The sequence below is a fragment of the Variovorax sp. KBS0712 genome (assembly GCF_006323185.2).
Classification (GTDB): domain Bacteria; phylum Pseudomonadota; class Gammaproteobacteria; order Burkholderiales; family Burkholderiaceae_C; genus Variovorax; species Variovorax boronicumulans.
This window is the reverse complement of sequence record NZ_VCCD02000001.1, coordinates 1,792,823-1,818,231: the sequence shown is the minus strand read 5'-3', so window position 1 is coordinate 1,818,231 and position 25,409 is coordinate 1,792,823. Positions and strand designations below refer to the sequence as shown.

Here is a 25,409-nt window from a genome sequence, read left to right as displayed (position 1 = left end):
ACTGATTTTTCGATTCGCAAGGACCTTTCCACAATGCTTGAGACCCGGGATCTGACCATCCGCTTCGGAGGGCACGTGGCCGTCAACAGCGTGAGCTGCGCATTCGCGCCAGGCACGCTGACGGCCATCGTCGGCCCCAACGGCGCGGGCAAGACCACTTACTTCAACCTGATCTCCGGGCAGCTCAAGGCCACGGCCGGCACGGTGTCGCTCGACGGGCAACCGTTGTCGCACCTGTCGCCGTCGGCGCGCACACACGCCGGGCTGGGGCGCGCGTTCCAGCTCACCAACCTGTTCCCGAACCTCACGGTGTTGGAGAACGTGCGGCTCGCGGTGCAGGCCACGCGCGCCGGCGCCCACCGCCACGGGCTCAACCTGTGGAGCATCTGGAGCGACCACAAGGCACTGACCGAGCGCGCCGAGCAGATCCTGGCCGACGTCGCTCTGGAGCCGCGCGCCCACGCCACCGTGGCCAGCCTGCCGCACGGCGACCAGCGCAAGCTCGAGGTGGCGCTGCTGATGGCGCTCGAACCCAAGGTCTTCATGTTCGACGAGCCCACGGCCGGCATGCACGCGGCCGAGGCGCCCGTCATCCTCGACCTCATCCGCAAGCTCAAGCAGGACAAGACCAAGACCATCCTGCTGGTCGAACACAAGATGGACGTGGTGCGCGAACTCGCGGACCGCATCATCGTGCTGCACAACGGCACGCTCGTGGCCGACGGCGAACCGGCCGAGGTGATCGCCTCGCCGGTGGTGCAGGAGGCCTACCTGGGCATCGCGAAGGAGGCCGCATGAGCACCGAAAATTTGCTGACTCTGGAAGGCGTGCAGACGCACATCGGGGCGTACCACATCCTGCACGGCGTCGACCTGGCCGTGCCCAAGGGCCAGCTCACCATGCTGCTGGGCCGCAACGGCGCGGGCAAGACCACCACGCTGCGCACCATCATGGGCCTGTGGCATGCGTCGCAGGGCAGGGTGCAGTTCGCCGGCAAGGACATCACGGCCCTGCACACGCCGCAGATCGCCGAGCTCGGTGTGGCCTACGTGCCCGAGAACATGGGCATCTTCTCCGACCTCACGGTGAAGGAGAACATGGTGCTGGCCGCGCGCGGCGCCAAGAACGCCGACGCCATCGACGACACGCGCCTGAAGTGGATCTTCAAGCTCTTTCCCGCGGTCGAGAAGTTCTGGAACCACCCGGCCGGCAAGCTGTCGGGCGGACAGAAGCAGATGCTGGCCGTGTCGCGCGCCATCGTCGAGCCGCGCCAGCTGCTCATCATCGACGAGCCCAGCAAGGGCCTGGCGCCCGTGATGATCAACAACATGATCGAGGCCTTCGGCGAGCTCAAGGCGAGCGGCGTGACGATTCTCCTGGTCGAACAGAACATCCACTTCGCCCAGCGCCTGGGCGACACCGTCGCGGTGATGGACAACGGCCGCGTGGTGCACAGCGGCTCGATGGCCGCGTTCTCCGCCGATGCGCAACTGCAGCAATCGCTGCTCGGACTCGCCCTATGAAACTCGACTTCGACTGGAAGCCTCTGCTTCTTGCCCCCATCCTCGCGCTCGTCGCGCTGCCGCTCACGGGCTCGGTCTCGACCTGGCTCACGCTCACGGTGGCCGGGCTGGCGATGGGCATGATCATCTTCATCATCGCCTCGGGCCTCACGCTGGTGTTCGGCCTCATGGACGTGCTGAACTTCGGCCACGGCGTGTTCATTGCGCTGGGCGCCTTCGTGGCCAGCAGCGTGCTCGGCCTCATGGGCGACTGGACCGGCTCGGGCGAGCTGTGGCGCAACCTCGTGGCGGTGTTCCCGGCCATGCTGGCCGCGATGGCGGTGGCCGGCGCCATCGGCCTGGCCTTCGAGCGCTTCATCGTGCGGCCGGTGTACGGCCAGCACCTGAAGCAGATCCTCATCACGATGGGCGGCATGATCATCGGCGAAGAGCTCATCAAGGTGATCTGGGGCCCGGCGCAGATTCCGCTGCCGCTGCCCGAGGCGCTGCGCGGCTCGCTGCTGGTGGGTGACGCGGCCATCAGCAAGTACCGCCTGCTCGCGGTGGCCGTGGGCGTGGTGGTGTTCGGCGTGCTGGCCTGGACGCTGGGCCGCACCAAGATCGGCCTCTTGATCCGCGCCGGTGTGCAGGACCGCGAGATGGTCGAGTCGCTGGGCTACCGCATCGGGCGCCTGTTCGTCGGCGTGTTCGTGGTGGGCAGCGCGCTGGCCGGCCTGGGCGGCGTGATGTGGGGCCTGTTCCAGCAGAACCTGGTGCCGCAGATGGGCGCGCAGGTCAACGTGCTGATCTTCATCGTGATCATCATCGGCGGGCTGGGCTCGACCGGCGGGGCGCTGCTCGGCGCGCTGCTGGTGGGGCTCATGACCAACTACATCGGCTTCCTGCTGCCCACGCTCACGCAGTTCGCGAGCATCTTCCTCATGGTGGCCGTGCTGCTGTGGCGCCCGCAGGGCGTGTACCCCGTGGCGAACCGTTGAGGAGAAAGCCGTCATGTTCCTGAAACGACTTCTTTCCAACGACATGCCGCGCAGCCGCCTGCTGGCGCTGCTGCTGCTGGCCCTGTTCCTGGCGCTGGCCTTTGCGCCGTTCCTGTTCCCGGGCGTCAAGGCGCTCAGCGTCGCAGCCAAGATCCTGGTGTTCGTGGTGCTGGTCGCGAGCTTCGACCTGCTCTTGGGCTACACCGGCATCGTGAGCTTCGCGCACACGATGTTCTTCGGCATCGGCGCCTACGGCATCGCCATCTCGGCCTCGCGGCTCGGGCCCAACTGGGGCGCGGTGCTGGTGGGGCTGGGCGCGTCGCTCGCGATCTCGCTGGTGCTTTCGCTGGCCATCGGGTTGTTCTCGCTGCGGGTGCGCGCGATCTTCTTCGCGATGATCACGCTAGCCGTGGCCTCGGCGTTCCAGACGCTGGCCTCGCAGCTGTCGGACTTCACCGGCGGCGAAGACGGTCTGACCTTCAAGCTGCCCGAGCTGATCTCGCCGAGCTTCGAGTTCGCCGAAGAGCCGTTCCTCGGCGTCTCGCTCGACGGGCGCCTGCTGTGCTACTACCTGCTGTTCGTGGCGGCGGTGGTGCTGGTGCTGGCGATGCTGCGCATCGTGAACTCGCCCTTCGGCCGCGTGCTGCAGGCCATCCGCGAGAACGAGTTCCGCGCCGAGGCGATCGGCTACCGCGTGGTGGTGTACCGCACCACGGCCGCCGTGCTGTCGGCGCTGTTCGCCACGCTGGCCGGCGCGATGCTGGCCATCTGGCTGCGCTACAACGGACCCGACACCTCGCTGAGCTTCGAGATCATGATCGACGTGCTGCTCATCGTGGTGATCGGCGGCATGGGCACGATCTACGGCGCGGCCATCGGCGCGGTGCTGTTCGTGGTGGCGCAGAGCTACCTGCAGGACCTGCTGCGCCTGGGCAACGAGGCCGCCAGCGGCCTGCCGTGGCTCGCGGCGCTGCTGTCGCCCGACCGTTGGCTGCTGTGGCTGGGCGTGCTGTTCGTGCTGTCGGTGTATTACTTCCCCACGGGCATCGTCGGCAAGCTGAGGGCGAGGGCGGCGAAATGAGCGACGGCAAGAACAACAGCACCATGACGCCGTCATCGCACTACGCGCAACTCGCAGGCCGCGAAATCCACTGGCTTGATTGGGGCCCCGCCAACGCCCCCGTCGTCATCGCCTGGCACGGCCTGGCGCGCACCAGCCGCGACATGGACGAACTGGCGCAGCACTTCGCGGCGCGGGGCTTCCGCGTGATCTGTCCCGACACCCTCGGGCGCGGCCTGAGCCAGTGGAGCCCGGCACCCGACGACGAATACACGCTCGCGTTCTATGCGCGGCTGGCCAACGCGCTGTGCGACGAACTGCGACTGGGCCGCGTGCACTGGGTGGGCACTTCGATGGGCGGCGCGATCGGCACGGTCTGCGCGTCGGGCCTGTTCGAGCCGCGCATGAAGGCGCGCATCGCCAGCCTCACGCTCAACGACAACGCGCCACAGCTCGCGCAGGCCGCCATCGAGCGCATCCGCGCCTACGCCGGCGATCCGCCGGCCTTCGACACCGTGGCCGAACTCGAGGCTTTTTTCCGCACGGTCTACAAGCCCTACGGCTGGCTCAGCGACGCGCAGTGGCGCCGGCTGACCGAAAGCTCCACGCGCCGCCTGGCCGACGGCCGCGTCACGCCGCATTACGACCCGGCGATGGTCAAGCAGTTCAGCGCACACGACAACGACTACCTGATCTGGCCGCACTACGACGTGATCGAAGCGCCGGTGCTGTGCCTGCGCGGCGCCGAGTCCGATCTGGTGCTGCCCGAGGTGATCGACGAGATGCACCGGCGCGGGCCGGGCGCGGCCGGGCGCCTGCAGGTGATCGAGGTACCGGGCTGCGGCCATGCGCCCGCGCTCAACGTGCCGGAACAACTGGACCCGATCGAGGGGTTTATCCGCGCGGCCGGTCTTTGAGGGCGCGGCGCGCTCACAATCGCGCCGACTTCAACTCCAAGATCACCTCGCCATGGCCCTCTCGATGTACGACCTGTCCGTGCCGGTTTTCACCCGCGGACTCGGGCAACTCACCCACCTGCTCGACAAGAGCCTCGCGCACGCCAAGGCCCAGGGCATCGACCCGGCGACGCTGGTCGACGCGCGCCTCGCGCCCGACATGCTCACGCTGGCCGGCCAGATCCAGCGCGCGAGCGACGCTTCCAAGCTGGGCACGGCGCGCATCGCGGGCATCACGGCCCCGAGCTTTCCCGACGAGGAAAAGACCTGGGACGACCTGCTGGCGCGCATCGTGAAGACGCAGGAGTTCCTGGCCGGCGTGGACCGCGCGCTCATCGACGGCCACGAAGAACGCCCCGTGACCATCAAGGCGCGCGAAGGCGAGGCGCACTTCACCGCGCAGCGCTACCTGCTGCAATTCGCGCTGCCGAACTTCTTCTTCCACGTGACCACCGCCTACGACGTGCTGCGCCACAAGGGCGTGCCCATCGGCAAGCTGGACTACCTCGGCCGCTTCTGAGTTCGCTCAGGCGCGGCGCGCCGCCAGCGCGTACATCAGCGGAATGCGCGGCATGCCTTCGGGCGGGGCCATGCGGCGTCCACCGAGTTCGCGCATGCCCTCGAAGGGCTTCCAGCCGTTGGTGTACGGGTACTCCTCGAAGCGCTCGATGGCCAGTCCCGCCTGTGCGAGCGCGGTCGTCACCTGGCCCACGCCCCAGGTGAACTCGAAGCTCGGGTGCGGGTTGCGAAAGCCCTGCACGCCGGGCATCGGCCGGTCGTCGGCCACGAGGCCGTCGCCCGATTCGGCCACGTAGTCGCCCACGCCTTCCTCGGGCACGGGCGCGTCGTTGAAGTAGTCGTAGTGGAACTTCCACTGCGGGTCGAACACCAGCGCGAACGGGTGGAACTCGACGATCACGAAGCGACCGCCGGGCTTGAGCAGCTGCGCCACGCCGCGCGCCCACGCGCCGAGGTCGGACAGCCAGCACAGCGTGCCGTACGAACAAAACACGAGGTCGTGGCGCTCGCCGCGCGCGGCGGCAGTCTCGAAGTAGTCGTAGACGTCCGCACGTTCGAAGTGCGCCGCAACGCCCGATTCGGCCGAGAGCCGGGTGGCGAAGTCGATGGCCTCGTCGGAAATGTCGACGCCGGTCACGCGTGCGCCGCGGCGCGCGATGCTCAGGCTGTCCTGTCCCGCGTTGCACTGCAGGTGCAGCACCGACAGGCCGTTCACGTCGCCGAGCAGGGCGCTTTCCTCGGGGAACAGCGTGGAGCCGCCCGCGCGGAAGAAGGCGGCCTGGTCGCCCTTGTGGCTGTTGTGCGCGACCGTGGCGGCGTTCCACGACTGGCGGTTGGCTTCGTGCAGGTCTTTCTTCATGGTGTCGTCGTGTCTTGTCGGGTGGGCCAGCCCGCCAGGTGGCGTTCGGCGATGCCCGTGAGCGCGGTGATCCACGCCGGGCTGTCGTTGAGGCAGGGGATGTAGCCGAAGCGTTCACCGCCCGCGTGCAGGAAGGCTTCGCGGCCTTCCATGGCGATTTCTTCGAGCGTCTCGAGGCAGTCGGCCGGAAAGCCCGGGCACACCACGTCGACGTGCTTCACGCCGCTGGCGCCGAGTTCGCGCAGGGTGGGCTCGGTGTAGGGCTCCAGCCACTTGGCGCGGCCGAAGCGCGACTGGAAGGTCGTGCGGTACTGCGTGGACGCCAGGCCCAGCCGTGCCGCGAGCAGGCGCGCGGTCTCGAGGCACTGCGCCTCGTAGGGGTCGCCCAGCGCGATGTTGCGCGCGGGAATGCCGTGGAAGCTCATCACCAGCAGCTCGCCGCGGCCTTCGGTCTTCCAGTGCTTCTCGATGCCCTGGGCCAGTGCCTCGATGTAGGCCGGGTCGTCGTGGTACTGGTTGACGAAGCGGAACTCGGGCACGTGGCGCTGGCGGCGGCTCCAGGCGTTCACGGCGTCGATCACGCTGGCCGTGGTGGTGGCCGAGTACTGCGGGTAGGCCTGCAGCACCAGCACGCGCGTGGCGCCCTCGGCCTGCAGTGCATCGAGCCGCGAGGCGATCGACGGGTTGGCGTAGCGCATTGCGTCGCGCACCGTCACGCGGTGGCCGCGTTCGCCGAGCCAGCCGGCCAGCAACGAGGCCTGCTTCTGCGTCCAGACCTTGAGCGGCGAGCCCTCGGGCAGCCAGATGCTCGCGTACTTGGCGGCCGACTTCGCAGGCCGCGTGCGCAGGATGATGCCGTGCAGGATCAGCGCCCACAGCGCCCTGGGAATCTCGACCACGCGCGGGTCGCCCAGAAAGTCGGCGAGGTAGGGGCGCACCGCGGCGGCGGTGGGGGCATCGGGCGAACCCAGGTTGCACCAGAGCACGGCGGTGCGGTCGTTCTTGCTGTTCTGACTGTCTTGGGGGGCGAGAGGCATGCGATATTCTCGGGCATGACTTCCGCTTCCCCGGCGCCCGGCGGCGCCACGCCGCTCGACATCTCGCGCATCTCGGCGATCACGCTCGACCTCGACGACACCCTGTGGCCGATCTGGCCGACCATCGAGCGGGCCGAGCGCGTGCTGCACGAATGGCTGCTGCGCGAGGCACCCAAGACGGCCTCGCTGCTGCTCACGCCGGGCGTGCTGCGCGAGCTGCGCGAAGCCACCGCCAAGGAGCGCTCCGACCTCGCGCACGACCTGAGCGCGCTGCGCCGCGAGTCGATCCGCACGGCGCTCGTGCGCGCGGGCGAAGACCCGGCGCTGGCCGACCCGGCCTTCGACGCCTTTTTCGAAGAGCGCCAGCGCGTCACGCTGTACGACGACGCCCTGCCGGCACTCAAGTGGCTCAGCGAGCGCTACCCGCTGGTGGCGGTGTCGAACGGCAACGCCGACCTCCACAAGACCGGCGTCGGCCGGTGGTTCCGCACCGCCTTCAATGCGCGCACCTTCGGCAGCGGCAAGCCGCATGCGCCGATCTTCCGCGCTGCGGCGGCCTCGGTCGGCCTGCTGCCGAAAGACGTGCTGCACGTGGGCGACGACGCCGCGCTCGACGTGGTGGGCGCGCTCAACGCCGGCATGCAGGCCGCCTGGCTGGTGCGCGACGAGCGGCCGTGGGAGCACGGCGCGCGTCCGCAGCTGATCGTGCCCAACCTGCACGCGCTGTGCATCGCGCTGGGCGCCTGACGCTCGCCAGCACCAAGAACGTCACCGCGGTCGATACCAGAAACACCGAGGAACCGGCTTTGCCGGGCCTCTGGTGTTGCCCCCTGCAAGGGGGGTGGCGTAGCGACACGAAGTGCGCGAAGACTGGGGGTTAGCCAAATACTGGTCGGAAGAAGCTGCGTTCGTAGCTGACGATGCAGCGCGTTTCCTCCGCGTAGCGGAAGGCGGCCTGGCAGTCGGCGTCCTGCATTGAATCGGCCCGGTAGGTTTCGTACGCGGCCAGGCTCGGGAAGCTGAACATCGCCAGTGCCACGTTGTTCGCGCCTTCGGACGGCAGGAAGTAGCCGTGGTGCTGGCCGCCGAACTTCTCGACCAGCGGAATCCAGAGCTTGCCGTAGTGCTCGAATTCCTTGAGCTTGAAGGGATCGACGATGTAGCGCAGGTAGCAGGTGATCATGGGTGAGGAATGTCAGGGGACTATCGGCGCGGCCCGAGCGGCGCGCGGCTGCCCGGACTATAGTTTTGCGGCTGCCTCCTTTCATTGCTTTCGCGCGAATTTCCTTCCATGCATCTTTCCACCTGGCTCCTCTTTTGCGGCGTGACCCTGGTCGTCGCCTTCACGCCCGGCCCGGCCGTGCTGCTCGCGGTCTCCAACGCCATCTCCGTCGGCCCGCGCCGCGCGATGATCAGTTCGCTGGGCAACGCCTGCGGGCTCTTCCTGGTCTCGGCCGCCGCGATGGGCGGGCTGGGCGTGGTGCTCAACACCTCGGCCACGGCCTTCATGGTGCTGAAGGTGGCGGGCGCGGGCTACCTCGTGTACCTGGGCATCCGGCAGTGGCGCAGCCGCACGAGCGTGTTCGCCGAGCTGCAGCCGTCGGCCGCGCCGGCGCCTTCGCGTTCCGCGCGCCGGCTGTTCGGGCATGGCGTGACGGTGGCGCTGACCAACCCCAAGGGCATCCTGTTCTTCTCAGCGCTGTTCCCGCAGTTCCTCACGCACGACGCGCCGATCCTCACGCAGTTCGCCGTGCTCACCACGACCTTCGCGGCGGGCTCGGTGCTGGCGCATGGCTCGTACGTGCTGCTGGCGCGCCTGCTGAAGAAGCAGTTCGCGAACCCGAAGCGCGCGCAGCTGTTCAACCGCGTATCGGGCGGCGCCTTCGTGCTGCTGGGGTTGAGCCTGCTGCGCCTGCGCAACAAGACGGCCTGAGAAGGCCGCCGACTTTCTTCAGTCGAGCCCGAAGCGCTCGCGCAGCGCCGCGCAGAAGTCGGCGGTGCCGCTGAGCGAGAGCGTGAGGGTGTCCAGGCGCGGGTTGTCTTCCCGCGTGCGCTGCACGTCGCAGTCCCACACGGCACCGTCGTCGAGCGCGCCGCGCGCACCGGGGAAGGTGGCCTCGGCCCAGGCCAGCACCAGATCGATCTCGGCTTCCACCTCGGGCGTGCGCTCGGGTGGGGTCGAGGCCATGGCGTCGAAGGTGCCGTGGTCTTCGGTGTCTTCGCTGTAGTCGAAATCGAGGTAACGCAGGGTCGTGGTCATGGTCACGGCGTGGCAAGTGCGCGCGCGACGGCCAGTCCGTTGAGGACGGCACCTTCGAGCGTGGCGGGATAAGGGCCTTCGGTGTAGTCGCCGCAGGCCTGCAGCCCCGGCGCGATGGCGGCCGGCGGGCGCGCCAGGCCGGGCGTGCAGGCGAAGGTGGCGCGTTTTTCGACCACGGTCTGGATCGGCGTGAGGCCGGGCTGCCCGAGCTGCGCGCCGGCTTGCGCGAGCACCTGTTTCTCGAGCGTCTCGCGCGGCGTCTCGTTGGCGCTCACGACGAAGGCGAGCACGCCTTCTGGTCCACCGAGCCGGCCGCGGTCGAACACGAACTGGGCCGGCGCGCTGCCCGGCTGGCTGCGCAGCGCGAGCATCGGCTCGGCCAGCGGCGCGGCGCCGCGCACGTAGACCGTGGCAATCGCCTCGAAGCGCAGCGATTCCGTGACGTTGCACCAGCGCGAAGCGGCCGGCAGGCCGGTGGCACGCACGAGGCGCGCGGCGTCCCAGGGGGCGCAGGCCAGCACGGCCTGGTCGAAGAGCTCGTCATCGACGCGCCACCGGTCGCCCTCGGGCGCGATGGCGCGCACGCGGTGGCCGATGTGCGCGGTGGCGCCGTGCCGGGCGAGCCAGGCCAGCGCGGCATCGGGCAGCAGGGCACCGAGGTCCACGCGCGGCAGCAGCAGGTCGGCACCGCCGCGCCCGCTGAACAGCGCGTCGTGCAGCACGCGCAGGAACACCTGGCCGCTCGATTGCGGCACGGGCGTGTTGAGCGCCGAGACGCACAGCGGCTCGATGAGTTCGTGCATCACGCGCGGTGTGAGGCCGGCGCAGAGCGTGGCGACGCTGGTGCCGGGTGCGCAGCGAAAGCCCGCGAGGCGCCAGCGCACGGCGGTGGCTAGCAGCGCGGCCTTGTCGCGCCAGGTCCAGCCGCGCGCGGTGAAGATGCCGATGAGCAGGTCGAGCGGCGGCGGCCGGCCCGCGGGCAGCTGCAGCCCGCCGCCGTCGGCAAAGCGCAGCGACAGCGGCAGGCGCTGCAGGGCGGTGTCGACGTCGACCCCCACGTCGCGCATGAGCGCCAGCGTGGCGGTGTAGGCGCCGATCAGGATGTGCTGGCCGTTGTCGAGCGCCATGCCGTGCATGTGATCGACCCGCCGCGCCCGCCCGCCGGCCATCGGCGCGGCTTCGAACAGGGTGACGGCGTGCCCGAGGCGCGTGGCCTCGACGGCGCAGGCCAGGCCGGCCCAGCCGGCGCCGATGACGGCGAGCCTCATGGGCACGAAGGGTGGGGCGTCATATCCGGCCCAGCGCCTGGACCTTCCAGGCCAGCCAGAACTTGCGCACCGGCGTCAGGCTGATGCGCTGGTTGAGCACCTGGAAGTCGTCGCGCTCGATCTCGCGCAGCAGCGTGCGGTAGATGCTGGCCATCATCAGGCCGGGCTTCTGCGTGCGGCGGTCGGCCAGCGGCAGCAGGGCCAGCGCTTCGTCGTAGGCGGCGTGGGCGCGCTGGGCCTGGAACTTCATGAGCGCGACAAAACGGTCGGAGTGCACGCGGTTGAGAATTTCGTGCGCCTTCACGTCGAACTGCTGCAGCTCGTTGACCGGCAGGTAGATGCGACCGCGCAGCGCGTCTTCGCCGACGTCGCGCAGGATGTTGGTCAGCTGCAGCGCCAGGCCGAGCTTGTGGGCGTAGGCGGTGGTCTGCGGATCGGTCTGGCCGAAGATGCGCGCGGCCACCTCGCCGACCACGCCGGCCACGAGGTGGCAGTAGCGCGCGAGGCCGGGGAAGTCGAGGTAGCGGGTCTGGTCCAGGTCCATCTGGCAGCCGTCGATCACTTCGTTGAGCTGGCGCGCCTCGATGCCGTAGGTGGAGGCATGCGGCATGAGCGCCTGCATGACCGGGTGGCGCGGCGTGCCGGCGAAGGCCTGGGCGACCTCGGTGCGCCACCAGGCGAGCTTGGTGGCGGCCACGCCGGGGTCGGAGACCTCGTCGACCACGTCGTCGACCTCGCGGCAGAAGGCATAAAAAGCCGTGATCGCGGCGCGCCGCGGCTTGGGCAGGAACAGGAAGGCGTAATAGAAACTGCTGCCCGAAGCGGCGGCCTTGTCTTGCACGTATTGCTCGGGATTCATCGGGGAGGCGCTGCTTTCATGGGCCGTGATTGTCTCCGCATCCGCCATGCCTTCCAGAGCAGCACGGGCGCGTCGGCCTTGCCGACGGTGGGGCGCTGCGTGAAGGTGTCGAAGCCCAGGTCCTCGATCTTGTCCAGGATGCGCAGGCCGCCCTGCACGACCAGGCGCAGCTCCCAGCCCACGCGGCCCGGCAGGCGGTGCACGAGCGGGGCGCCCTCGGTCATGAGCTCGCGCGCCCAGAAGGCCACCACCGCTATCAGATTGATAGCTTCCTGCGGCGGCGGCGCAGAAGACAGGGGCGCGAAGACCTTGAAATGCTCCGAGGTGAGGCCGCGCCGCGCGCAGTCGGTGCGCGGAAAGTAGAAGCGCCCGCGCGGCAGGTCGACGCTTGGGTCCTGCCAGAAGTTGATGAGCTGCAGCGCGCTGCAGATGGCGTCGCTCTGGGCCAGCGCCTGCGCATCGGTCACGCCGTACAGGTGCAGCAGCAGCCGGCCGACCGGGTTGGCGGAGCGGCGGCAGTAGTCGAGCAGCTCGGCGCGGTCGGCGTAGGTGCCGCGGTCGCGGGTCTTCTCGATGTCCTGCATGAAGGCGCTGAGCAGGTCGGCGAGCAGGTCTTCGGGCAAGCGGTACTGGGCGATGGCCCAGGCCAGCGGGCCGAACACGTGGGGCCAGCGCGAGTCGGGCAGCGCGTCGCCGCGCGCGGCGGCGGCCAATTCCTCGCGGTAGGCGCGCAGCTCGGCCAGGCGCGCCTCGGGCGAGGCGTCGCCCTCGTCGGCGATGTCGTCGGCCGTGCGCGCGAAGTGGTAGATCGCGGCGATGGGCGGGCGCAGGTGCGGCGGGCACAGCCAGGAGGCCACGGGGAAGTTTTCGTAATGGGCCGGCGCGGCGGCATGACGAGGATTGGCAGGAGGAGTGGCGGACACGCCACGATTGTCGGCGACGTCATGTCCGGGCACTATGCTGGCGGCGTCGCCACTTTCCATCTCTCTTTCGCCCATGACGATGAAAGCAACTGCCGCGGCTTCCGGGACTTCGCTTCCCGCTTCGGGCGACACCGCACATCCGGCCGGGCCGGGACTGATGATCGCGGCGCTGGGCGTCGTCTTCGGCGACATCGGCACCTCGCCGCTGTACGCCTTCAAGGAGACGATGAACCCCGAGCACGGCGTGCCGTTCTCGCCCGACGCGGTGCTGGGCCTGCTCTCGCTGATCTTCTGGGGCCTGATGTTCGTGGTGACGCTCAAGTACGTGGTGTTCGTGCTGCGCGCCGACCACGACGGCGAGGGCGGCATCCTGGCGCTGCAGGCGCTGGCGCGCAACGCCGTTTCCGGCCCGAAGACCCGGCCCTGGGTGTGGCGCGGGATCGGGATCCTGGGCCTGGTGGGCGCGGCCATGTTCTACGGCGACAGCCTGATCACGCCGGCGATCTCGGTGCTGTCGGCGGTCGAGGGCCTGGAGGTGCAGGCGCCCGTGCTGCAGCGCGCGGTGATCCCGATCACGCTGGCGATCCTCGTCGGGCTGTTCATGGTGCAGAAGAAGGGCACCGGCGTGGTCGGCAAGATCTTCGGGCCGGTGATGCTGCTGTGGTTCCTGGTGCTGGGCGTGGCGGGGCTGTGGCAGGTGCTGCAGCAGCCGCAGGTGCTGGCGGCGCTCGACCCGCGCCGGGCGGTGGGCTTCCTGGTGGTGCACCGGGCGCAGTCGCTGGCCGTGCTGGGCGCGGTGTTCCTGGCGTTCACGGGTGGCGAGGCGCTGTATGCCGACATGGGGCACTTCGGCGCCAGGCCGATCCGTCTCGCGTGGCTCTTCATCGCGCTGCCGGGGCTGGTGCTCAACTACTTCGGACAGGGCGCGCTGGTGCTGGCGAACCCGGCGGCCATCGACAACCCGTTCTTCCGGCTCTTTCCCTCGTGGGGCGTGCTGCCGATGGTGGTGCTGGCCGCCATGGCCACGGTGATCGCGTCGCAGGCGGTGATCTCGGGCGCCTTCTCGCTCACCGCGCAGGCGATGCGCATGGGCTACCTGCCGCGCATGCGCGTGGTGCAGACCTCGGGCACGGCCATCGGGCAGATCTACGTGCCCGCCGTCAACTGGTTGCTGATGGTCGGCGTGCTGCTGCTGGTGCTGGGCTTCCGCAGTTCGGGCGCGCTGTCGGCGGCGTATGGCATTGCGGTGTCGATCACGATGGTGACGACCACATTGCTGGCCGGCATCGTGGCCTGGGGCCTGTGGCGCTGGAACAAGGTGGCGGTGGCGGTCGGCGTGGCGGCCTTCGCGGCGGTCGACCTGACCTTCGTGGTGTCCAACAGCCTGAAGGTGGCCGAGGGCGGCTGGCTCACGCTGGCGGTGGCGGCCGGGGTGATGGTGCTGTTCACCACCTGGGCCAAGGGCCGGCGCCTGGGCCTGGAAGCGGCGGCGGCCGACAGCCTGCCGCTGCGCCCCTTCGTCGAGTCGCTGGCGCTGAACATGCCGCACCGGGTGAGCGGCACGGCCGTGTTTCTGAACCCCGACGCCACGGCGGTGCCGCATGCGCTGCTGCACAACCTCAAGCACAACCAGGTGCTGCACGAGCAGGTGATCGTGCTGCGCGTGCTCTCATGCGACACGCCGCGCGTGGACGCGCGCCTGCGCATCGAGGCCGAGCAGCTGATGGACGGCATCTGGGTGGTCACGGCGCGCCACGGCTTCATGGAGCGGCCCGACGTGCCCGAGTTCATCCGCATCCTGGCCTACCAGAAGACCCTGGCCATCGACTCGATGAAGACCTCGTACTTCGTCTCCCGCGCCTCGGTGGGCGAGGAGAACCTGCCGGGCATGAACCCGGTGCGACGGGTGCTGTTCGGCTGGCTGCAGCGCAACGCGGGCCGGGCATCCGATTACTTCGAGCTTCCCGACAACCGGCTGGTGGAAATGGGGCAGAGAACTTAGCGTGAGCATGGTCAACTGACCGGCGGGTCATTGACACTGTTTAACGTTTACCCTAGATTACTAACCGGTGGGTCATTAATGACCCGGTTCCTCTCTTCTTGGGTGTCTCATGACCGCCTCCGCCGCCTCACTCCGTGCCCGCAGCGCCGCCTGGCTGCTGCTTCCCGCCATCTTTCTGGCCGGCTGTTCGCCGAAACCGCCCGCCCAGGAGCCCGTGAGGGCGGTCAAGTTCGTGACCGTCGGCACCAGCGACTACGACGCCCAGCCCGAGTTCTCGGCCGAGGTGCGGGCCCGGGTCGAATCGCGCCTGGGCTTCCGGGTGGCGGGCAAGATCATCCGCCGCCAGGCCGAGCTCGGCCAGCACGTGCAGGCCGGCCAGGTGCTGGCGCAGCTCGATCCGCAGGACTACCGCCTGGCCGCCGAGGCCGCCCGTGCCCAGCAGGCCGCCGCGCTGACCAACCGCGACCTCGCGGCCGCCGACCTGAAGCGCTACACCGAACTGCGATCGCAGAACTTCATCAGCGGCGCCGAACTGGAACGCCGCGAAACCACCTGGAAGGCCGCCCAGGCCCAGCTCGAACAGGCGCAGGCGCAACTGGCCTCGCAAGGCAACCAGGCCAGCTACACGACGCTGGTGGCCGACGTGGCAGGCATCATCACGGCCATCGAGGCCGAGCCGGGCCAGGTGGTGCAGGCCGGCACGCCGGTCGTGCGCATCGCCCAGGACGGCGCGCGCGACGTGGTGTTCGCGGTGCCTGAAGACCGCGCCGCGCTGATCAAGCCCGGCTCGCCGGTCGCGGTGCGCGGCTGGTCCGGCGGCGAGGTGCTGCAGGGCCAGGTGCGCGAGGTGGCGGCCAGCGCCGACGCGGTCACGCGTACGTATTCGGTCAAGGTGTCGATCGACGCCGCGACCTCGCCGGCGCTCGGCGCCACGGTCTACGCCAGGCCGCAGGCCCTGGCCCGCACCGACGTCGCGGTGATCAAGCTGCCGACCAGCGCACTGCGCCAGGAAGGCAAGGGCTCGGCGGTCTGGGTGCTCGACAAGGACAGCATGACCGTGCGCTCGCAGCCGGTGCAGGTGGTCACGGCCGACGGCAATGAGGCGGTGATCGGCTCGGGCCTGTCGACCGGGATGATGGTCGTGGCCGCGGGCGTGCACGTGCTGTCGCCGGGGCAGAAGGTCACCATCTACCAGTCGAAGGAGGCCATGGCGGCCGCGGCCAATGGCCAGCAGCAGGCGCAGGCGAAGCAGCAGGCCGTCGAGGCCGTGGCCGCGACGAAGAAGGAGATCGCAACGGGTGCCGCCAAATGACGGAAGGCCCAGCGACCCCTGCGACAACCCCGCCGTCCGAGTACAAGTCGCCCGGCTTCAATCTTTCCAAATGGGCGCTGGACCACGCGCCCCTCACGCGCTACCTGATGGTGGTGCTGATGGTGCTGGGCGCCTTCGCGTACTTCCAGCTTGGCCAGGACGAAGACCCGCCGTTCACCTTCCGTGCCATGGTGGTGCGCACCTACTGGCCCGGCGCCACCGCGCAGCAGGTGGCCGAGCAGGTCACCGACAAGCTGGAGCGCACGCTGCAGGAAGCGCCGTACGCCGACAAGATCCGCAGCTATTCGAAGCCGGGCGAGTCGCAGATCATTTTCCAGATCAAGGATTCGTCGAAGGCCGCCGAGGTGGCCAACGTCTGGTACACGGTGCGCAAGAAGATCGGCGACATGCGCGGCACCTTGCCCGCGGGCGTGCAGGGGCCGTTCTTCAATGACGACTTCGGCGACGTCTACGGCGTGATCTACGCGCTGGAAAGCGAGGGCTTCAGCTACGCCGAGCTCAAGACGCTGGCCGACGACGTGCGCCAGCAGTTGTTGCGTGTGAAGGACGTGGCCAAGGTCGACCAGTTCGGCGTGCAGGACGAAAAGGTCTTCATCGAGATCTCGCAGAAGCGCCTCGCCCAGCTGGGGCTCGACTTCAACGCCGTGCTGGCCCAGCTCGGCTCGCAGAACGCGGTGGAAAGCGCCGGCACGATCCAGTCGCCGCTGGACGTGGTGCAGGTGCGCGTGGGTGGCCAGTTCACCAGCGTCGAGCAGCTGCGCGAGATGCCGATCCGCGGCAGCTCGGGCAACCAGATCAAGCTCGGCGACATCGCCGAGATCCGCCGCGGGTACGTCGATCCGCCGGCCGTGAAGGTGCACCACCAGGGCAAGGAAGTGATCGCGCTCGGTGTGTCGATGGCCAAGGGCGGCGACATCATCGCGCTGGGCAAGGCGCTCAAGGCCACCACCGCCACCATCGACCAGCGCCTGCCGGCCGGCGTGAAGCTGGCGCAGGTGCAGGACCAGCCGGTGTCGGTGGCCAGCTCGGTCAACGAATTCGTCGGCGTGCTCATCGAGGCCGTGGCCATCGTGCTGGCCGTGAGCATCATCGCGCTGGGCCTGCACAAGGGCGGGCGCTTCGGCTGGTACATCGACATGCGCCCGGGGCTGGTGGTGGCGATCACCATTCCGCTGGTGCTGGCCGTGACCTTCCTGGCCATGAACTACTTCGGCATCGGGCTGCACAAGATATCGCTGGGGTCGCTGATCATCGCGCTGGGCCTCCTGGTGGACGACGCGATCATTGCCGTGGAGATGATGGTGCGGAAGATGGAAGAGGGCTACGACAAGGTCCGCGCCGCCACCTTCGCCTACGACGTGACGGCCAAGCCGATGCTCACGGGCACGCTCATCACGGCGGCGGGCTTCCTGCCGATCGGCATCGCCAAGTCGGTGACGGGCGAATACACCTTCGCGATCTTCGCGGTGACGGTGATCGCGCTGGTGCTGTCGTGGATCGTGTCGGTGTATTTCGTGCCGTACCTGGGCACGCTGCTGCTCAAGGTGAAGCCGCACGACCCCGATGCGCCGCCGCACGAGCTGTTCGACACGCCGTTCTACAACAGCTTCCGCCGCGCGGTGAACTGGTGTGTGCAGCACCGCTGGCTGACCATCGGCGCCACCGTGCTGATCTTTGCGCTGGGCATCGTCGGCATGGGCAAGGTGCAGCAGCAGTTCTTCCCCGATTCGAGCCGGCCCGAGATCATGGTGGACATCTGGTTCCCCGAAGGCACCTCGTTCGCCGCCAACGAAGAGGTGGCCAAGCGCGTCGAGCAGCGCGTGATGAAGGAAGAGGGCGTGAAGACCGTCAGCACCTGGATCGGCTCCGGCGTGCCGCGCTTCTACCTGCCGCTGGACCAGGTGTTTCCGCAGACCAACGTGTCGCAGCTCATCGTTCTGGCACAGGACCTGAAGGTGCGCGAGCGACTGCGCCTGCGCCTGCCTGCGCTGCTGGCCGAGGAGTTCCCCGAGGTGCGCGGCCGCGTCAAGCTGCTGCCCAACGGGCCGCCGGTGCCGTACCCGGTGCAGTTCCGCGTGATCGGCACCGAGCCCGCCCAGCTGCGCGCCCGCGCCGACGAGGTGAAGGCCGTGCTGCGCGAGAGCCCCAACATGCGCGGCGTGAACGACAACTGGAACGAGTCGGTCAAGGTGATCCGCCTCGAAATCGACCAGGCCAAGGCGCGCGCGCTCGGCGTGACCAGCCAGGCGATCGCCCAGGCTTCGCGCACCATGTTCAGCGGCACCACGGTCGGCCAGTACCGCGAGAACGACCTGCTGATCGACATCGTGCTGCGCCAGTCCGCCGACGAGCGCGAGGCGATTTCGGACATCGGCAACGCCTACATCCCGACGACCACGGGCCGTTCGATCCCGCTCACGCAGATCGCCCGTCCGGTGTTCACCTGGGAGCCCGGCGTGATGTGGCGCGAGAACCGCGACTACGCGATCACCGTGCAGGGCGACGTGGTGGAAGGCCTGCAGGGCGCCACCGTGACCGAGCAGCTGCTGCCGAAGCTGCGCCAGCTCGAAGCTGGCTGGCATGCGGCCGGGCAGGGTGGCTACCGCATCGAGGTGGCGGGCGCCGTGGAGGAAAGCTCCAAGGGCTCGGCCTCGATCGTGGCGGGCGTGCCGATCATGCTGTTCCTGGTGTTCACGCTGCTGATGCTGCAGCTGCACAGCTTCAGCCGCTCGCTGCTGGTGTTCATCACCGGCCCGATGGGCATCGCCGGCGTGGCCGCCGCGCTGCTGCTGCTGAACCGGCCTTTCGGCTTCGTGGCGCTGCTCGGCGTGATCGCGCTGATGGGCATGATCCAGCGCAACGCCGTGATCCTGATCGACCAGATCGAGCTCGACCGCGCCGCCGGCGTGCCGGCCTGGGACGCGATCGTCGAGTCGGCCGTGCGGCGCCTGCGTCCCATCGTGCTGACCGCCGCGGCGGCGGTGCTGGCGATGATCCCGCTGTCGCGCAGCGTGTTCTGGGGGCCGATGGCCGTGGCCATCATGGGCGGGCTGATCGTGGCCACCGTGCTGACGCTGCTGGCGCTGCCGGCGATGTACGCCGCGGCCTTCCGCATCAAGCGGGAGCCGCAAACCGCTGCCGCCTGACAAGGCGCTTTTCACGGGCCGTTGTCGCGCGGCCCGTATCCCTTGCACGAGAGTGGGTGAAATCCCCCAAAGGGGGAAGCCGGAAGGCCCCTATTCTTGCGTTTAAAATGCGCGGTTGACCGATTTCAGGCGGACGGTCTTGGGCCAGCGGTTTTTCCGCAGCGCCGAGGCCGTCCGCCTTTGCATTCACCTGAAATTTGGCATCGCGCGGGTGGCGAAATTGGTAGACGCACCAGGTTTAGGTCCTGACGTTCGCAAGAACGTGCCGGTTCGAGTCCGGCCCCGCGCACCAGCCACACCCCTCACAAGGAAGACACCATGACCGTGAACGTTGAAACTCTCGAGAAGCTCGAACGCAAGATCACGCTGACCCTGCCGGTCGGCACCATCCAGAACGAAGTCGATTCGCGCCTCAAGAAGCTCGCGCGCACCGTCAAGATGGACGGCTTCCGTCCCGGCAAGGTGCCGATGAACGTCGTGGCCCAGCGCTACGGCTACTCGGTGCACTACGAAGTCATGAACGACAAGGTCGGCGAGGCCTTCTCGCAAGCCGCCAACGAAGCCAAGCTGCGCGTCGCCGGCCAGCCCCGCATCACCGAGAAGGAAGAGTCGCCCGAAGGCCAGCTCGCCTTCGACGCGGTCTTCGAAGTGTTCCCCGAAGTCAAGATCAACGACCTGTCGGGCGCTGAAGTCGAGAAGCTGTCGGCCGAAGTCGGCGACGAAGCCATCGACAAGACCCTGGACATCCTGCGCAAGCAGCGCCGCACCTTCGCCCAGCGCGCCCAAGACGCCGTGGCCGAAGACAACGACCGCGTGACGGTCGACTTCGAAGGCAAGATCGACGGCGAACCCTTCCAGGGCGGCAAGGCCGAAGACTTCCAGTTCGTCGTCGGCGAAGGCCAGATGCTCAAGGAATTCGAAGACGCCGTGCGCGGCATGAAGTCCGGCGACAGCCGCACCTTCCCGCTGTCGTTCCCGGCCGACTACCACGGCAAGGACGTGGCCGGCAAGCAAGCCGACTTCATGGTCACCGTGAAGAAGATCGAAGCCTCGCACCTGCCCGAAGTCAACGAACAGCTGGCCAAGTCGCTCGGCATCGCCGAAGCCACCGTGGAAGGCCTGCGCGCCGACATCAAGCGCAACCTCGAGCGCGAAGTGAAGTTCCGCCTGCTGGCCCGCAACAAGAACGCCGTGATGGACGCCCTGGTGGCCAACGCCGAACTCGACCTGCCGAACGCCAGCGTGCAGTCGGAAGTCGCCCGCATGATCGAAGGCGCCCGCGCCGAACTCAAGCAGCGCGGCATCAAGGACGCCGACAAGGCCCCGATCCCCGAAGAAGTGTTCCGCCCGCAAGCCGAGCGCCGCGTGCGCCTGGGCCTGGTCGTGGCCGAGCTGGTGCGTGCCAACAACCTGCAGGCCAAGCCCGAGCAGATCAAGGCCCACATCGACGAGCTGGCCGCCAGCTACGAGAAGCCGCAAGACGTCGTGCGTTGGTACTTCAGCGACAACAACCGCCTGGCGGAAGTCGAAGCCGTGGTCATCGAAAACAACGTGACCGACTTCGTGCTGGGCAAGGCCAAGGTCAACGAAAAGTCGGTGTCGTTCGACGAACTGATGGCGCAGCAGCAGTAAGCTGGTTTCCGTCGCTGCATGCAGCAACGCCGATGGGGCTTGTGCTTTGCGGCACGAGCCCCATTTCACTCAGGCGTACAGTTCAATCAGAGCGAACGAATCCATTTTCCGGAGAGCAAATTCATGAGCGCACAGGAAATTCAAGGCCTCGGCATGATCCCGATGGTCGTCGAGCAGTCGGGCCGCGGCGAGCGGTCCTATGACATCTACTCGCGTCTCCTCAAGGAACGCATCATCTTCCTGGTGGGCGAGGTCAACGACCAGACGGCCAACCTCGTGGTGGCCCAGCTGCTGTTCCTCGAGAGCGAGAACCCGGACAAGGACATTTCGTTCTACATCAACTCCCCGGGCGGCAGCGTGAGCGCCGGCATGGCGATCTACGACACGATGCAGTTCATCAAGCCGTCGGTGTCGACCATGTGTCTGGGCTTCGCGGCCAGCATGGGCGCCTTCCTGTTGGCGGCCGGCGAGAAGGGCAAGCGTTTCTCGCTGCCCAACTCGAAGATCATGATCCACCAGGTGCTGGGCGGCGCACGCGGCCAGGCCACCGACATCGAGATCCATGCGCGCGACATCCTGCGCACCAAGGACCAGATGAACCGCATCCTGGCCGAACGCACCGGCCAGCCGCTGGAAAAGGTCAAGTCGGACACCGAGCGCGACTACTTCCTGACCGCTGACGAGGCCAAGGATTACGGCCTGGTCGACCAGGTCGTCTCCCAGCGCGGTTAATGCCGCCCGGCGCCTCGGGCGCCCAAAAGGCAAAAACGGCGTTTCCCACACGGGAAACGCCGTTTTTGTTTAGTTATCATTGTCCATACCCTGTCACGAGGCAAAAGTCCATGGCCGAAAAAAAAGGCACCTCCAGCGAAAAAACGCTTTATTGCTCGTTCTGCGGCAAGAGCCAGCATGAGGTCAAGAAGCTGATCGCGGGCCCTTCGGTCTTCATCTGCGACGAATGCATCGACCTGTGCAACGAAATCATCCGTGACGAGCTGCCGGCCGGTGAGGAAGCGCGCGACGCGCGCAGCGACCTGCCCACGCCGCTGGAGATCAAGACCAACCTCGACAACTACGTGATCGGCCAGGAGCCGGCCAAGCGCATGCTGTCGGTGGCGGTCTACAACCACTACAAGCGCCTGCGCCACAAGGAAAAGAACACCAAGGGCGACGAGGTCGAGCTCAGCAAGAGCAACATCCTCTTGATCGGCCCCACGGGTTCGGGCAAGACGCTGCTGGCGCAAACGCTTGCGCGCATGCTCGACGTGCCCTTCGTGATGGCCGACGCCACCACGCTGACCGAAGCCGGTTATGTGGGCGAGGACGTCGAGAACATCATCCAGAAGCTGCTGCAAAGCTGCAACTACGAGGTTGAGCGCGCCCAGCGCGGCATCGTCTACATCGACGAAATCGACAAGATCTCGCGCAAGTCCGACAACCCCTCGATCACGCGCGACGTGTCGGGCGAGGGCGTGCAGCAGGCGCTGCTCAAGCTCATCGAAGGCACCATGGCCAGCGTGCCGCCCCAGGGCGGGCGCAAGCACCCGAACCAGGACTTCCTGCAGATCGACACGACCAACATCCTGTTCATCTGCGGCGGCGCCTTTGCGGGCCTCGAGAAGGTCATCGAAAACCGCACCGAGGCCTCGGGTATCGGCTTCGGCGCCGCAGTGAAGAGCAAGGCCCAGCGCAGCATCACCGAGGTGTTCCGTGAAGTCGAGCCCGAAGACCTGATCAAGTTCGGCCTGATCCCCGAACTCGTGGGCCGCATGCCCGTGGTCGCCTCGCTGGCCGAGCTGAGTGAAGACGCGCTGGTGCAGATCCTGACCGAGCCCAAGAATGCGGTGGTGAAGCAGTTCACCAAGCTGCTGCAGATGGAGGGCGTGGACCTCGAAATCCGTCCCGCGGCGCTCAAGGCGATCGCCCGCAAGGCGCTGGCCCGCAAGACCGGTGCGCGCGGCCTGCGCTCGATCCTTGAACAGTCGCTGATCGACACCATGTTCGAATTGCCGAACGCGACCAATGTCGACAAGGTGGTGGTCGAGGAATCGACCATCGACGAAAACAAGCCCCCGCTGCTCGTGTACCGCGAAACGGCGAAAAAGGCCTAAAGGACAAGGACGCTCATGTCTGGTCATACCCCATTGCCCCCCGAAGCCCTCGACCTGCCGCTGCTGCCGCTGCGGGACGTCGTGGTGTTTCCCCACATGGTGATCCCGCTCTTCGTGGGTCGCCCGAAGAGCATCAAGGCGCTCGAGCTGGCGATGGAGGCCGAGCGCCGCATCATGCTGGTGGCCCAGAAGGCCGCTGCCAAGGACGAGCCCTCGGTCGAGGACATGTTCGAGGTCGGGTGCGTCTCGACCATCCTGCAGATGCTCAAGCTGCCCGACGGCACCGTGAAGGTGCTGGTTGAAGGCCAGCAGCGCGCCCGCGTGAACCGCATCGATGACGGCGAGACGCACTTCTCGGCCAACGTGACGCCCGTCGAGGCGCCCGAAGGCGGCGAGAAGGGCACCGAGGTCGAGGCGCTGCGCCGCGCGGTGATGCAGCAGTTCGACCAGTACGTCAAGCTGAACAAGAAGATTCCGCCCGAGATCCTCACCTCGATCTCGAGCATCGACGACGCCGGCCGTCTGGCCGACACCATCGCCGCCCACCTGCCGCTCAAGCTCGACAACAAGCAGGCCGTGCTCGACCTCGACGATGTCAAGGCGCGCCTGGAAAACCTGTTCGGCCAGCTCGAGCGCGAAGTCGACATCCTGAACGTCGACAAGAAGATCCGTGGCCGCGTGAAGCGCCAGATGGAGAAGAACCAACGCGACTTCTATCTCAACGAGCAGGTCAAGGCCATCCAGAAGGAGCTCGGCGAAGGCGAAGAGGGCGCGGACATCGAGGAGATCGAGAAGAAGATCAAGCTCGCCAAGATGTCCAAGGAAGGCCTGAAGAAGGCCGAGGGCGAGCTCAAGAAGCTCAAGCTCATGTCGCCCATGTCGGCCGAAGCCACGGTGGTGCGCAACTACATCGACGTGCTCATCAGCCTGCCGTGGAGCAAGAAGACCAAGATCAAGCACGACCTGGCCAATGCCGAGGCCGTGCTCAACGCCGACCACTACGGCCTCGAGAAGGTCAAGGACCGCATCCTCGAATACCTCGCGGTGCAGCAACGCGTCGACAAGGTGAAGGCACCCATCCTGTGCCTCGTGGGCCCACCGGGCGTCGGCAAGACCTCGCTGGGGCAGTCGATCGCGAAGGCGACCGGCCGCAAGTACACCCGCATGGCGCTGGGCGGCATGCGTGACGAAGCCGAGATCCGCGGCCACCGCCGCACCTACATTGGCGCGCTGCCGGGCAAGGTGCTGCAGGGGCTGAGCAAGATCGGCACGCGCAATCCGCTGTTCCTGCTGGACGAAATCGACAAGCTGGGCACGGACTTCCGCGGCGATCCGTCGAGCGCTCTGCTCGAAGTGCTCGACCCCGAGCAGAACCACACCTTCGGCGACCACTACGTGGAAGTCGACTTCGACCTGAGCGACGTGATGTTCGTCGCTACTTCGAATTCGATGAATATCCCGCCGGCGCTGCTGGACCGCATGGAAGTCATCCGCCTCTCGGGTTACACCGAGGACGAGAAGACCAACATCGCGATCAAGTACCTGCTGCCCAAGCAGATGAAGAACAACGGCGTGAAGGACGACGAACTGGCCGTCACCGAAGCCGCCGTGCGCGACATCGTGCGCTACTACACGCGTGAAGCCGGCGTGCGTTCGCTCGAGCGCGAGTTGTCCAAGATCTGCCGCAAGGTGGTGAAGGGTCTGCTGCTCAAGCAACTGACGCCCAAGGTCACGGTGGACGGCGAGAACCTCAACGAGTTCCTCGGCGTGCGCAAGTACAGCTTCGGCCTGGCCGAGAAGCAGAACCAGGTCGGCCAGGTGGTCGGCCTTGCGTGGACCGAAGTCGGCGGCGACCTGCTGACGATCGAAGCCGTGACCATGCCCGGCAAGGGCGTGATCAGCCGCACCGGTTCGCTGGGCGACGTGATGAAGGAATCGGTCGAGGCTGCGCGCACCGTGGTGCGCAGCCGCTCGCGCCGCCTGGGCATCAAGGACGAGGTGTTCGAGAAGCGCGACATCCACATCCACGTGCCCGACGGCGCCACGCCCAAGGACGGCCCGAGCGCGGGCGCTGCGATGACGACGGCCTTCGTGTCGGCGCTCACGGGCATCCCGGTGCGTGCCGACGTCGCGATGACCGGCGAGATCACGCTGCGCGGCGAAGTCACAGCCATCGGCGGCCTGAAGGAAAAGCTGCTGGCCGCATTGCGCGGCGGCATCAAGACCGTGCTGATCCCCGAAGAGAACGCCAAGGACCTGCAGGACATTCCCGAGAACGTGAAGAACGGCCTCGAGATCGTGCCGGTGAAGTGGATCGACAAGGTGCTCGAGATTGCGCTCGAGAAGATGCCCGAGCCGCTGTCCGACGAAGAGGTAGCCGCTTCGGCTGCTGCGGTGGCCGAACTGGCCAAGCAGCGCGCTGGAGCGCCGGCCGTCGAAGGCTCGGTCAAACATTGATCGATTGATTGCAGAACTTGTGAAGCCTCAAAAAATTGGTATATAATTTGAGGCTCGAAACGCGGGAATAGCTCAGTTGGTAGAGCGCAACCTTGCCAAGGTTGAGGTCGAGAGTTCGAGACTCTTTTCCCGCTCCAGTTTTGAAAAAGGGAAGCAAGCAGCTTCCCTTTTTTTCGCAGTTCGATTTCGTTATTCAGCGTGGCGCGATAGCAAAGCGGTTATGCAACGGATTGCAAATCCGTCTAGCCCGGTTCGACTCCGGGTCGCGCCTCCACCCTCTCGTCAAGACCGATCGGCTCCGATACACAAGCCCCGCCAACCGACGTTGCCGGGGCTTGTTTCATTTGGGTTATCGTCGATGTTCAACCCGAGGCCCGGATGGTGAAATTGGTAGACACATCGGACTTAAAATCCGCCGCTTCCTTAATCGGGGCATACGGGTTCGACCCCCGTTCCGGGTACCACCATATTTACAAGGGAGTATTTG

22 protein-coding genes and 4 tRNA genes are annotated in these 25,409 nt (G+C 67.4%); 19 read left to right on the top strand and 7 right to left on the bottom strand.

Annotation, left to right across the window (positions count from 1 at the left end; translation table 11 throughout):
- Positions 1-33: 33 nt before the first annotated feature.
- Genes FFI97_RS08360 through FFI97_RS08335 form a run of 6 tightly spaced genes read left to right on the top strand, consistent with a single transcriptional unit; the run spans position 34 to position 5,036 of the window.
- On the top strand, positions 34-798 hold the full coding sequence (locus tag FFI97_RS08360; RefSeq protein WP_062475886.1) for an ABC transporter ATP-binding protein: 765 nt from the start codon (positions 34-36) through the stop codon (positions 796-798).
- The gene (locus tag FFI97_RS08355) at positions 795-1,523 is read left to right on the top strand and encodes an ABC transporter ATP-binding protein (RefSeq protein WP_095745068.1); all 729 of its coding nucleotides are present in this window, start codon (positions 795-797) and stop codon (positions 1,521-1,523) included. The genes FFI97_RS08360 and FFI97_RS08355 overlap by 4 nt, the downstream gene beginning before the upstream one ends.
- Positions 1,520-2,500 (top strand): branched-chain amino acid ABC transporter permease, encoded by a 981-nt coding sequence (locus FFI97_RS08350; protein ID WP_070060451.1) that lies wholly within the window; start codon positions 1,520-1,522, stop codon positions 2,498-2,500. The genes FFI97_RS08355 and FFI97_RS08350 overlap by 4 nt, the downstream gene beginning before the upstream one ends.
- A 13-nt stretch (positions 2,501-2,513) precedes the next feature.
- Positions 2,514-3,581 carry a branched-chain amino acid ABC transporter permease gene (locus FFI97_RS08345; protein ID WP_062475876.1) on the top strand — a complete coding sequence of 356 codons (1,068 nt, stop codon included), beginning with the start codon at positions 2,514-2,516 and terminating at the stop codon, positions 3,579-3,581.
- Between the two features lie 23 nt (positions 3,582-3,604).
- Positions 3,605-4,477 (top strand): alpha/beta fold hydrolase, encoded by an 873-nt coding sequence (locus tag FFI97_RS08340; RefSeq protein ID WP_139703787.1) that lies wholly within the window; start codon positions 3,605-3,607, stop codon positions 4,475-4,477.
- A 52-nt stretch (positions 4,478-4,529) separates the two neighbouring features.
- Entirely contained in the window at positions 4,530-5,036 is a 507-nt protein-coding gene (locus FFI97_RS08335; protein WP_139703694.1) for a DUF1993 family protein, read from the top strand.
- Between the two features lie 6 nt (positions 5,037-5,042).
- Here the strand turns inward: FFI97_RS08335 and FFI97_RS08330 are convergent, their stop codons facing one another.
- Both FFI97_RS08330 and hemH read right to left on the bottom strand, forming a co-directional pair.
- Positions 5,043-5,894, bottom strand: coding sequence for a class I SAM-dependent methyltransferase (locus FFI97_RS08330; protein WP_095947799.1), 852 nt, complete (start codon positions 5,892-5,894; stop codon positions 5,043-5,045).
- A complete protein-coding gene (hemH, locus tag FFI97_RS08325; protein ID WP_139703697.1) occupies positions 5,891-6,931 on the bottom strand; it encodes a ferrochelatase in 1,041 nt (346 codons plus the stop codon). The genes FFI97_RS08330 and hemH overlap by 4 nt, the downstream gene beginning before the upstream one ends.
- A gap of 15 nt (positions 6,932-6,946) precedes the next feature.
- Here hemH and FFI97_RS08320 point away from each other — a divergent pair, with 15 nt between their 5' ends.
- A complete protein-coding gene (locus tag FFI97_RS08320; protein WP_139703699.1) occupies positions 6,947-7,678 on the top strand; it encodes an HAD family hydrolase in 732 nt (243 codons plus the stop codon).
- Between the two features lie 130 nt (positions 7,679-7,808).
- On the opposite strand, the gene FFI97_RS08310 is transcribed toward FFI97_RS08320, so the two are convergent.
- Complete coding sequence (locus FFI97_RS08310; RefSeq protein ID WP_095947796.1) at positions 7,809-8,114, bottom strand: NIPSNAP family protein; 306 nt, start codon at positions 8,112-8,114, stop codon at positions 7,809-7,811.
- 108 nt (positions 8,115-8,222) lie between these two features.
- Here FFI97_RS08310 and FFI97_RS08305 point away from each other — a divergent pair, with 108 nt between their 5' ends.
- Positions 8,223-8,864, top strand: coding sequence for a LysE family translocator (locus FFI97_RS08305; protein ID WP_062475861.1), 642 nt, complete (start codon positions 8,223-8,225; stop codon positions 8,862-8,864).
- Positions 8,865-8,882: 18 nt separating this feature from the next.
- Here the strand turns inward: FFI97_RS08305 and FFI97_RS08300 are convergent, their stop codons facing one another.
- Genes FFI97_RS08300 through hpnC form a run of 4 tightly spaced genes read right to left on the bottom strand, consistent with a single transcriptional unit; the run spans position 8,883 to position 12,175 of the window.
- Positions 8,883-9,191, bottom strand: coding sequence for a hypothetical protein (locus FFI97_RS08300; RefSeq protein ID WP_070060458.1), 309 nt, complete (start codon positions 9,189-9,191; stop codon positions 8,883-8,885).
- Positions 9,192-9,193: 2 nt separating this feature from the next.
- Complete coding sequence (gene hpnE / locus FFI97_RS08295) at positions 9,194-10,459, bottom strand: hydroxysqualene dehydroxylase HpnE (protein WP_070060459.1); 1,266 nt, start codon at positions 10,457-10,459, stop codon at positions 9,194-9,196.
- Positions 10,460-10,478: 19 nt separating this feature from the next.
- On the bottom strand, positions 10,479-11,318 hold the full coding sequence (hpnD, locus tag FFI97_RS08290) for a presqualene diphosphate synthase HpnD (RefSeq protein WP_139703701.1): 840 nt from the start codon (positions 11,316-11,318) through the stop codon (positions 10,479-10,481).
- Positions 11,315-12,175: a squalene synthase HpnC gene (hpnC, locus tag FFI97_RS08285; protein ID WP_409574621.1), complete on the bottom strand. Its 861-nt coding sequence runs from the start codon at positions 12,173-12,175 to the stop codon at positions 11,315-11,317. Before hpnC ends, hpnD begins: the two co-directional genes overlap by 4 nt.
- Positions 12,176-12,320: 145 nt before the next feature.
- On the opposite strand from hpnC, the gene FFI97_RS08280 reads away from it, so the two are divergent.
- From FFI97_RS08280 to FFI97_RS08230, 11 genes are all read left to right on the top strand, one after another.
- On the top strand, positions 12,321-14,243 hold the full coding sequence (locus FFI97_RS08280) for a potassium transporter Kup (RefSeq protein WP_409574628.1): 1,923 nt from the start codon (positions 12,321-12,323) through the stop codon (positions 14,241-14,243).
- Positions 14,244-14,352: 109 nt separating this feature from the next.
- Positions 14,353-15,555 (top strand): efflux RND transporter periplasmic adaptor subunit, encoded by a 1,203-nt coding sequence (locus FFI97_RS08275; RefSeq protein WP_139703705.1) that lies wholly within the window; start codon positions 14,353-14,355, stop codon positions 15,553-15,555.
- Positions 15,552-18,722 (top strand): efflux RND transporter permease subunit, encoded by a 3,171-nt coding sequence (locus FFI97_RS08270; RefSeq protein ID WP_139703707.1) that lies wholly within the window; start codon positions 15,552-15,554, stop codon positions 18,720-18,722. The genes FFI97_RS08275 and FFI97_RS08270 overlap by 4 nt, the downstream gene beginning before the upstream one ends.
- 205 nt (positions 18,723-18,927) lie before the next feature.
- Positions 18,928-19,014: transfer RNA gene (locus FFI97_RS08265), tRNA-Leu, on the top strand.
- A gap of 26 nt (positions 19,015-19,040) precedes the next feature.
- A complete protein-coding gene (gene tig / locus FFI97_RS08260; RefSeq protein ID WP_095745076.1) occupies positions 19,041-20,354 on the top strand; it encodes a trigger factor in 1,314 nt (437 codons plus the stop codon).
- Positions 20,355-20,477: 123 nt separating this feature from the next.
- Positions 20,478-21,086, top strand: coding sequence for an ATP-dependent Clp endopeptidase proteolytic subunit ClpP (gene clpP, locus FFI97_RS08255; RefSeq protein WP_062475843.1), 609 nt, complete (start codon positions 20,478-20,480; stop codon positions 21,084-21,086).
- A gap of 110 nt (positions 21,087-21,196) precedes the next feature.
- A complete protein-coding gene (gene clpX / locus FFI97_RS08250; RefSeq protein ID WP_062475840.1) occupies positions 21,197-22,465 on the top strand; it encodes an ATP-dependent Clp protease ATP-binding subunit ClpX in 1,269 nt (422 codons plus the stop codon).
- Between the two features lie 15 nt (positions 22,466-22,480).
- A complete protein-coding gene (gene lon, locus FFI97_RS08245) occupies positions 22,481-24,922 on the top strand; it encodes an endopeptidase La (protein WP_139703709.1) in 2,442 nt (813 codons plus the stop codon).
- Between the two features lie 61 nt (positions 24,923-24,983).
- Positions 24,984-25,059: transfer RNA gene (locus FFI97_RS08240), tRNA-Gly, on the top strand.
- Positions 25,060-25,122: 63 nt separating this feature from the next.
- Positions 25,123-25,196 (top strand) — tRNA-Cys (locus FFI97_RS08235).
- Positions 25,197-25,294: 98 nt separating this feature from the next.
- A tRNA-Leu gene (locus FFI97_RS08230) sits at positions 25,295-25,386 on the top strand.
- The last annotated feature ends 23 nt before the right edge of the window (positions 25,387-25,409 follow it).

What these genes read in the sequence shown, in the direction of transcription:
- FFI97_RS08360 (WP_062475886.1), top strand. Translation starts at nt 34, where the DNA reads ATGCTTGAGACCCGGGATCTGACCATCCGCTTCGGAGGGCACGTGGCC.
- FFI97_RS08355 (WP_095745068.1), top strand. Translation starts at nt 795, where the DNA reads ATGAGCACCGAAAATTTGCTGACTCTGGAAGGCGTGCAGACGCACATC.
- FFI97_RS08350 (WP_070060451.1), top strand. Translation starts at nt 1,520, where the DNA reads ATGAAACTCGACTTCGACTGGAAGCCTCTGCTTCTTGCCCCCATCCTC.
- FFI97_RS08345 (WP_062475876.1), top strand. Translation starts at nt 2,514, where the DNA reads ATGTTCCTGAAACGACTTCTTTCCAACGACATGCCGCGCAGCCGCCTG.
- FFI97_RS08340 (WP_139703787.1), top strand. Translation starts at nt 3,605, where the DNA reads ATGACGCCGTCATCGCACTACGCGCAACTCGCAGGCCGCGAAATCCAC.
- FFI97_RS08335 (WP_139703694.1), top strand. Translation starts at nt 4,530, where the DNA reads ATGGCCCTCTCGATGTACGACCTGTCCGTGCCGGTTTTCACCCGCGGA.
- FFI97_RS08330 (WP_095947799.1), bottom strand. Translation starts at nt 5,894, where the DNA reads ATGAAGAAAGACCTGCACGAAGCCAACCGCCAGTCGTGGAACGCCGCC.
- hemH (WP_139703697.1), bottom strand. Translation starts at nt 6,931, where the DNA reads ATGCCTCTCGCCCCCCAAGACAGTCAGAACAGCAAGAACGACCGCACC.
- FFI97_RS08320 (WP_139703699.1), top strand. Translation starts at nt 6,947, where the DNA reads ATGACTTCCGCTTCCCCGGCGCCCGGCGGCGCCACGCCGCTCGACATC.
- FFI97_RS08310 (WP_095947796.1), bottom strand. Translation starts at nt 8,114, where the DNA reads ATGATCACCTGCTACCTGCGCTACATCGTCGATCCCTTCAAGCTCAAG.
- FFI97_RS08305 (WP_062475861.1), top strand. Translation starts at nt 8,223, where the DNA reads ATGCATCTTTCCACCTGGCTCCTCTTTTGCGGCGTGACCCTGGTCGTC.
- FFI97_RS08300 (WP_070060458.1), bottom strand. Translation starts at nt 9,191, where the DNA reads ATGACCACGACCCTGCGTTACCTCGATTTCGACTACAGCGAAGACACC.
- hpnE (WP_070060459.1), bottom strand. Translation starts at nt 10,459, where the DNA reads ATGAGGCTCGCCGTCATCGGCGCCGGCTGGGCCGGCCTGGCCTGCGCC.
- hpnD (WP_139703701.1), bottom strand. Translation starts at nt 11,318, where the DNA reads ATGAATCCCGAGCAATACGTGCAAGACAAGGCCGCCGCTTCGGGCAGC.
- FFI97_RS08280 (WP_409574628.1), top strand. Translation starts at nt 12,321, where the DNA reads ATGAAAGCAACTGCCGCGGCTTCCGGGACTTCGCTTCCCGCTTCGGGC.
- FFI97_RS08275 (WP_139703705.1), top strand. Translation starts at nt 14,353, where the DNA reads ATGACCGCCTCCGCCGCCTCACTCCGTGCCCGCAGCGCCGCCTGGCTG.
- FFI97_RS08270 (WP_139703707.1), top strand. Translation starts at nt 15,552, where the DNA reads ATGACGGAAGGCCCAGCGACCCCTGCGACAACCCCGCCGTCCGAGTAC.
- tig (WP_095745076.1), top strand. Translation starts at nt 19,041, where the DNA reads ATGACCGTGAACGTTGAAACTCTCGAGAAGCTCGAACGCAAGATCACG.
- clpP (WP_062475843.1), top strand. Translation starts at nt 20,478, where the DNA reads ATGAGCGCACAGGAAATTCAAGGCCTCGGCATGATCCCGATGGTCGTC.
- clpX (WP_062475840.1), top strand. Translation starts at nt 21,197, where the DNA reads ATGGCCGAAAAAAAAGGCACCTCCAGCGAAAAAACGCTTTATTGCTCG.
- lon (WP_139703709.1), top strand. Translation starts at nt 22,481, where the DNA reads ATGTCTGGTCATACCCCATTGCCCCCCGAAGCCCTCGACCTGCCGCTG.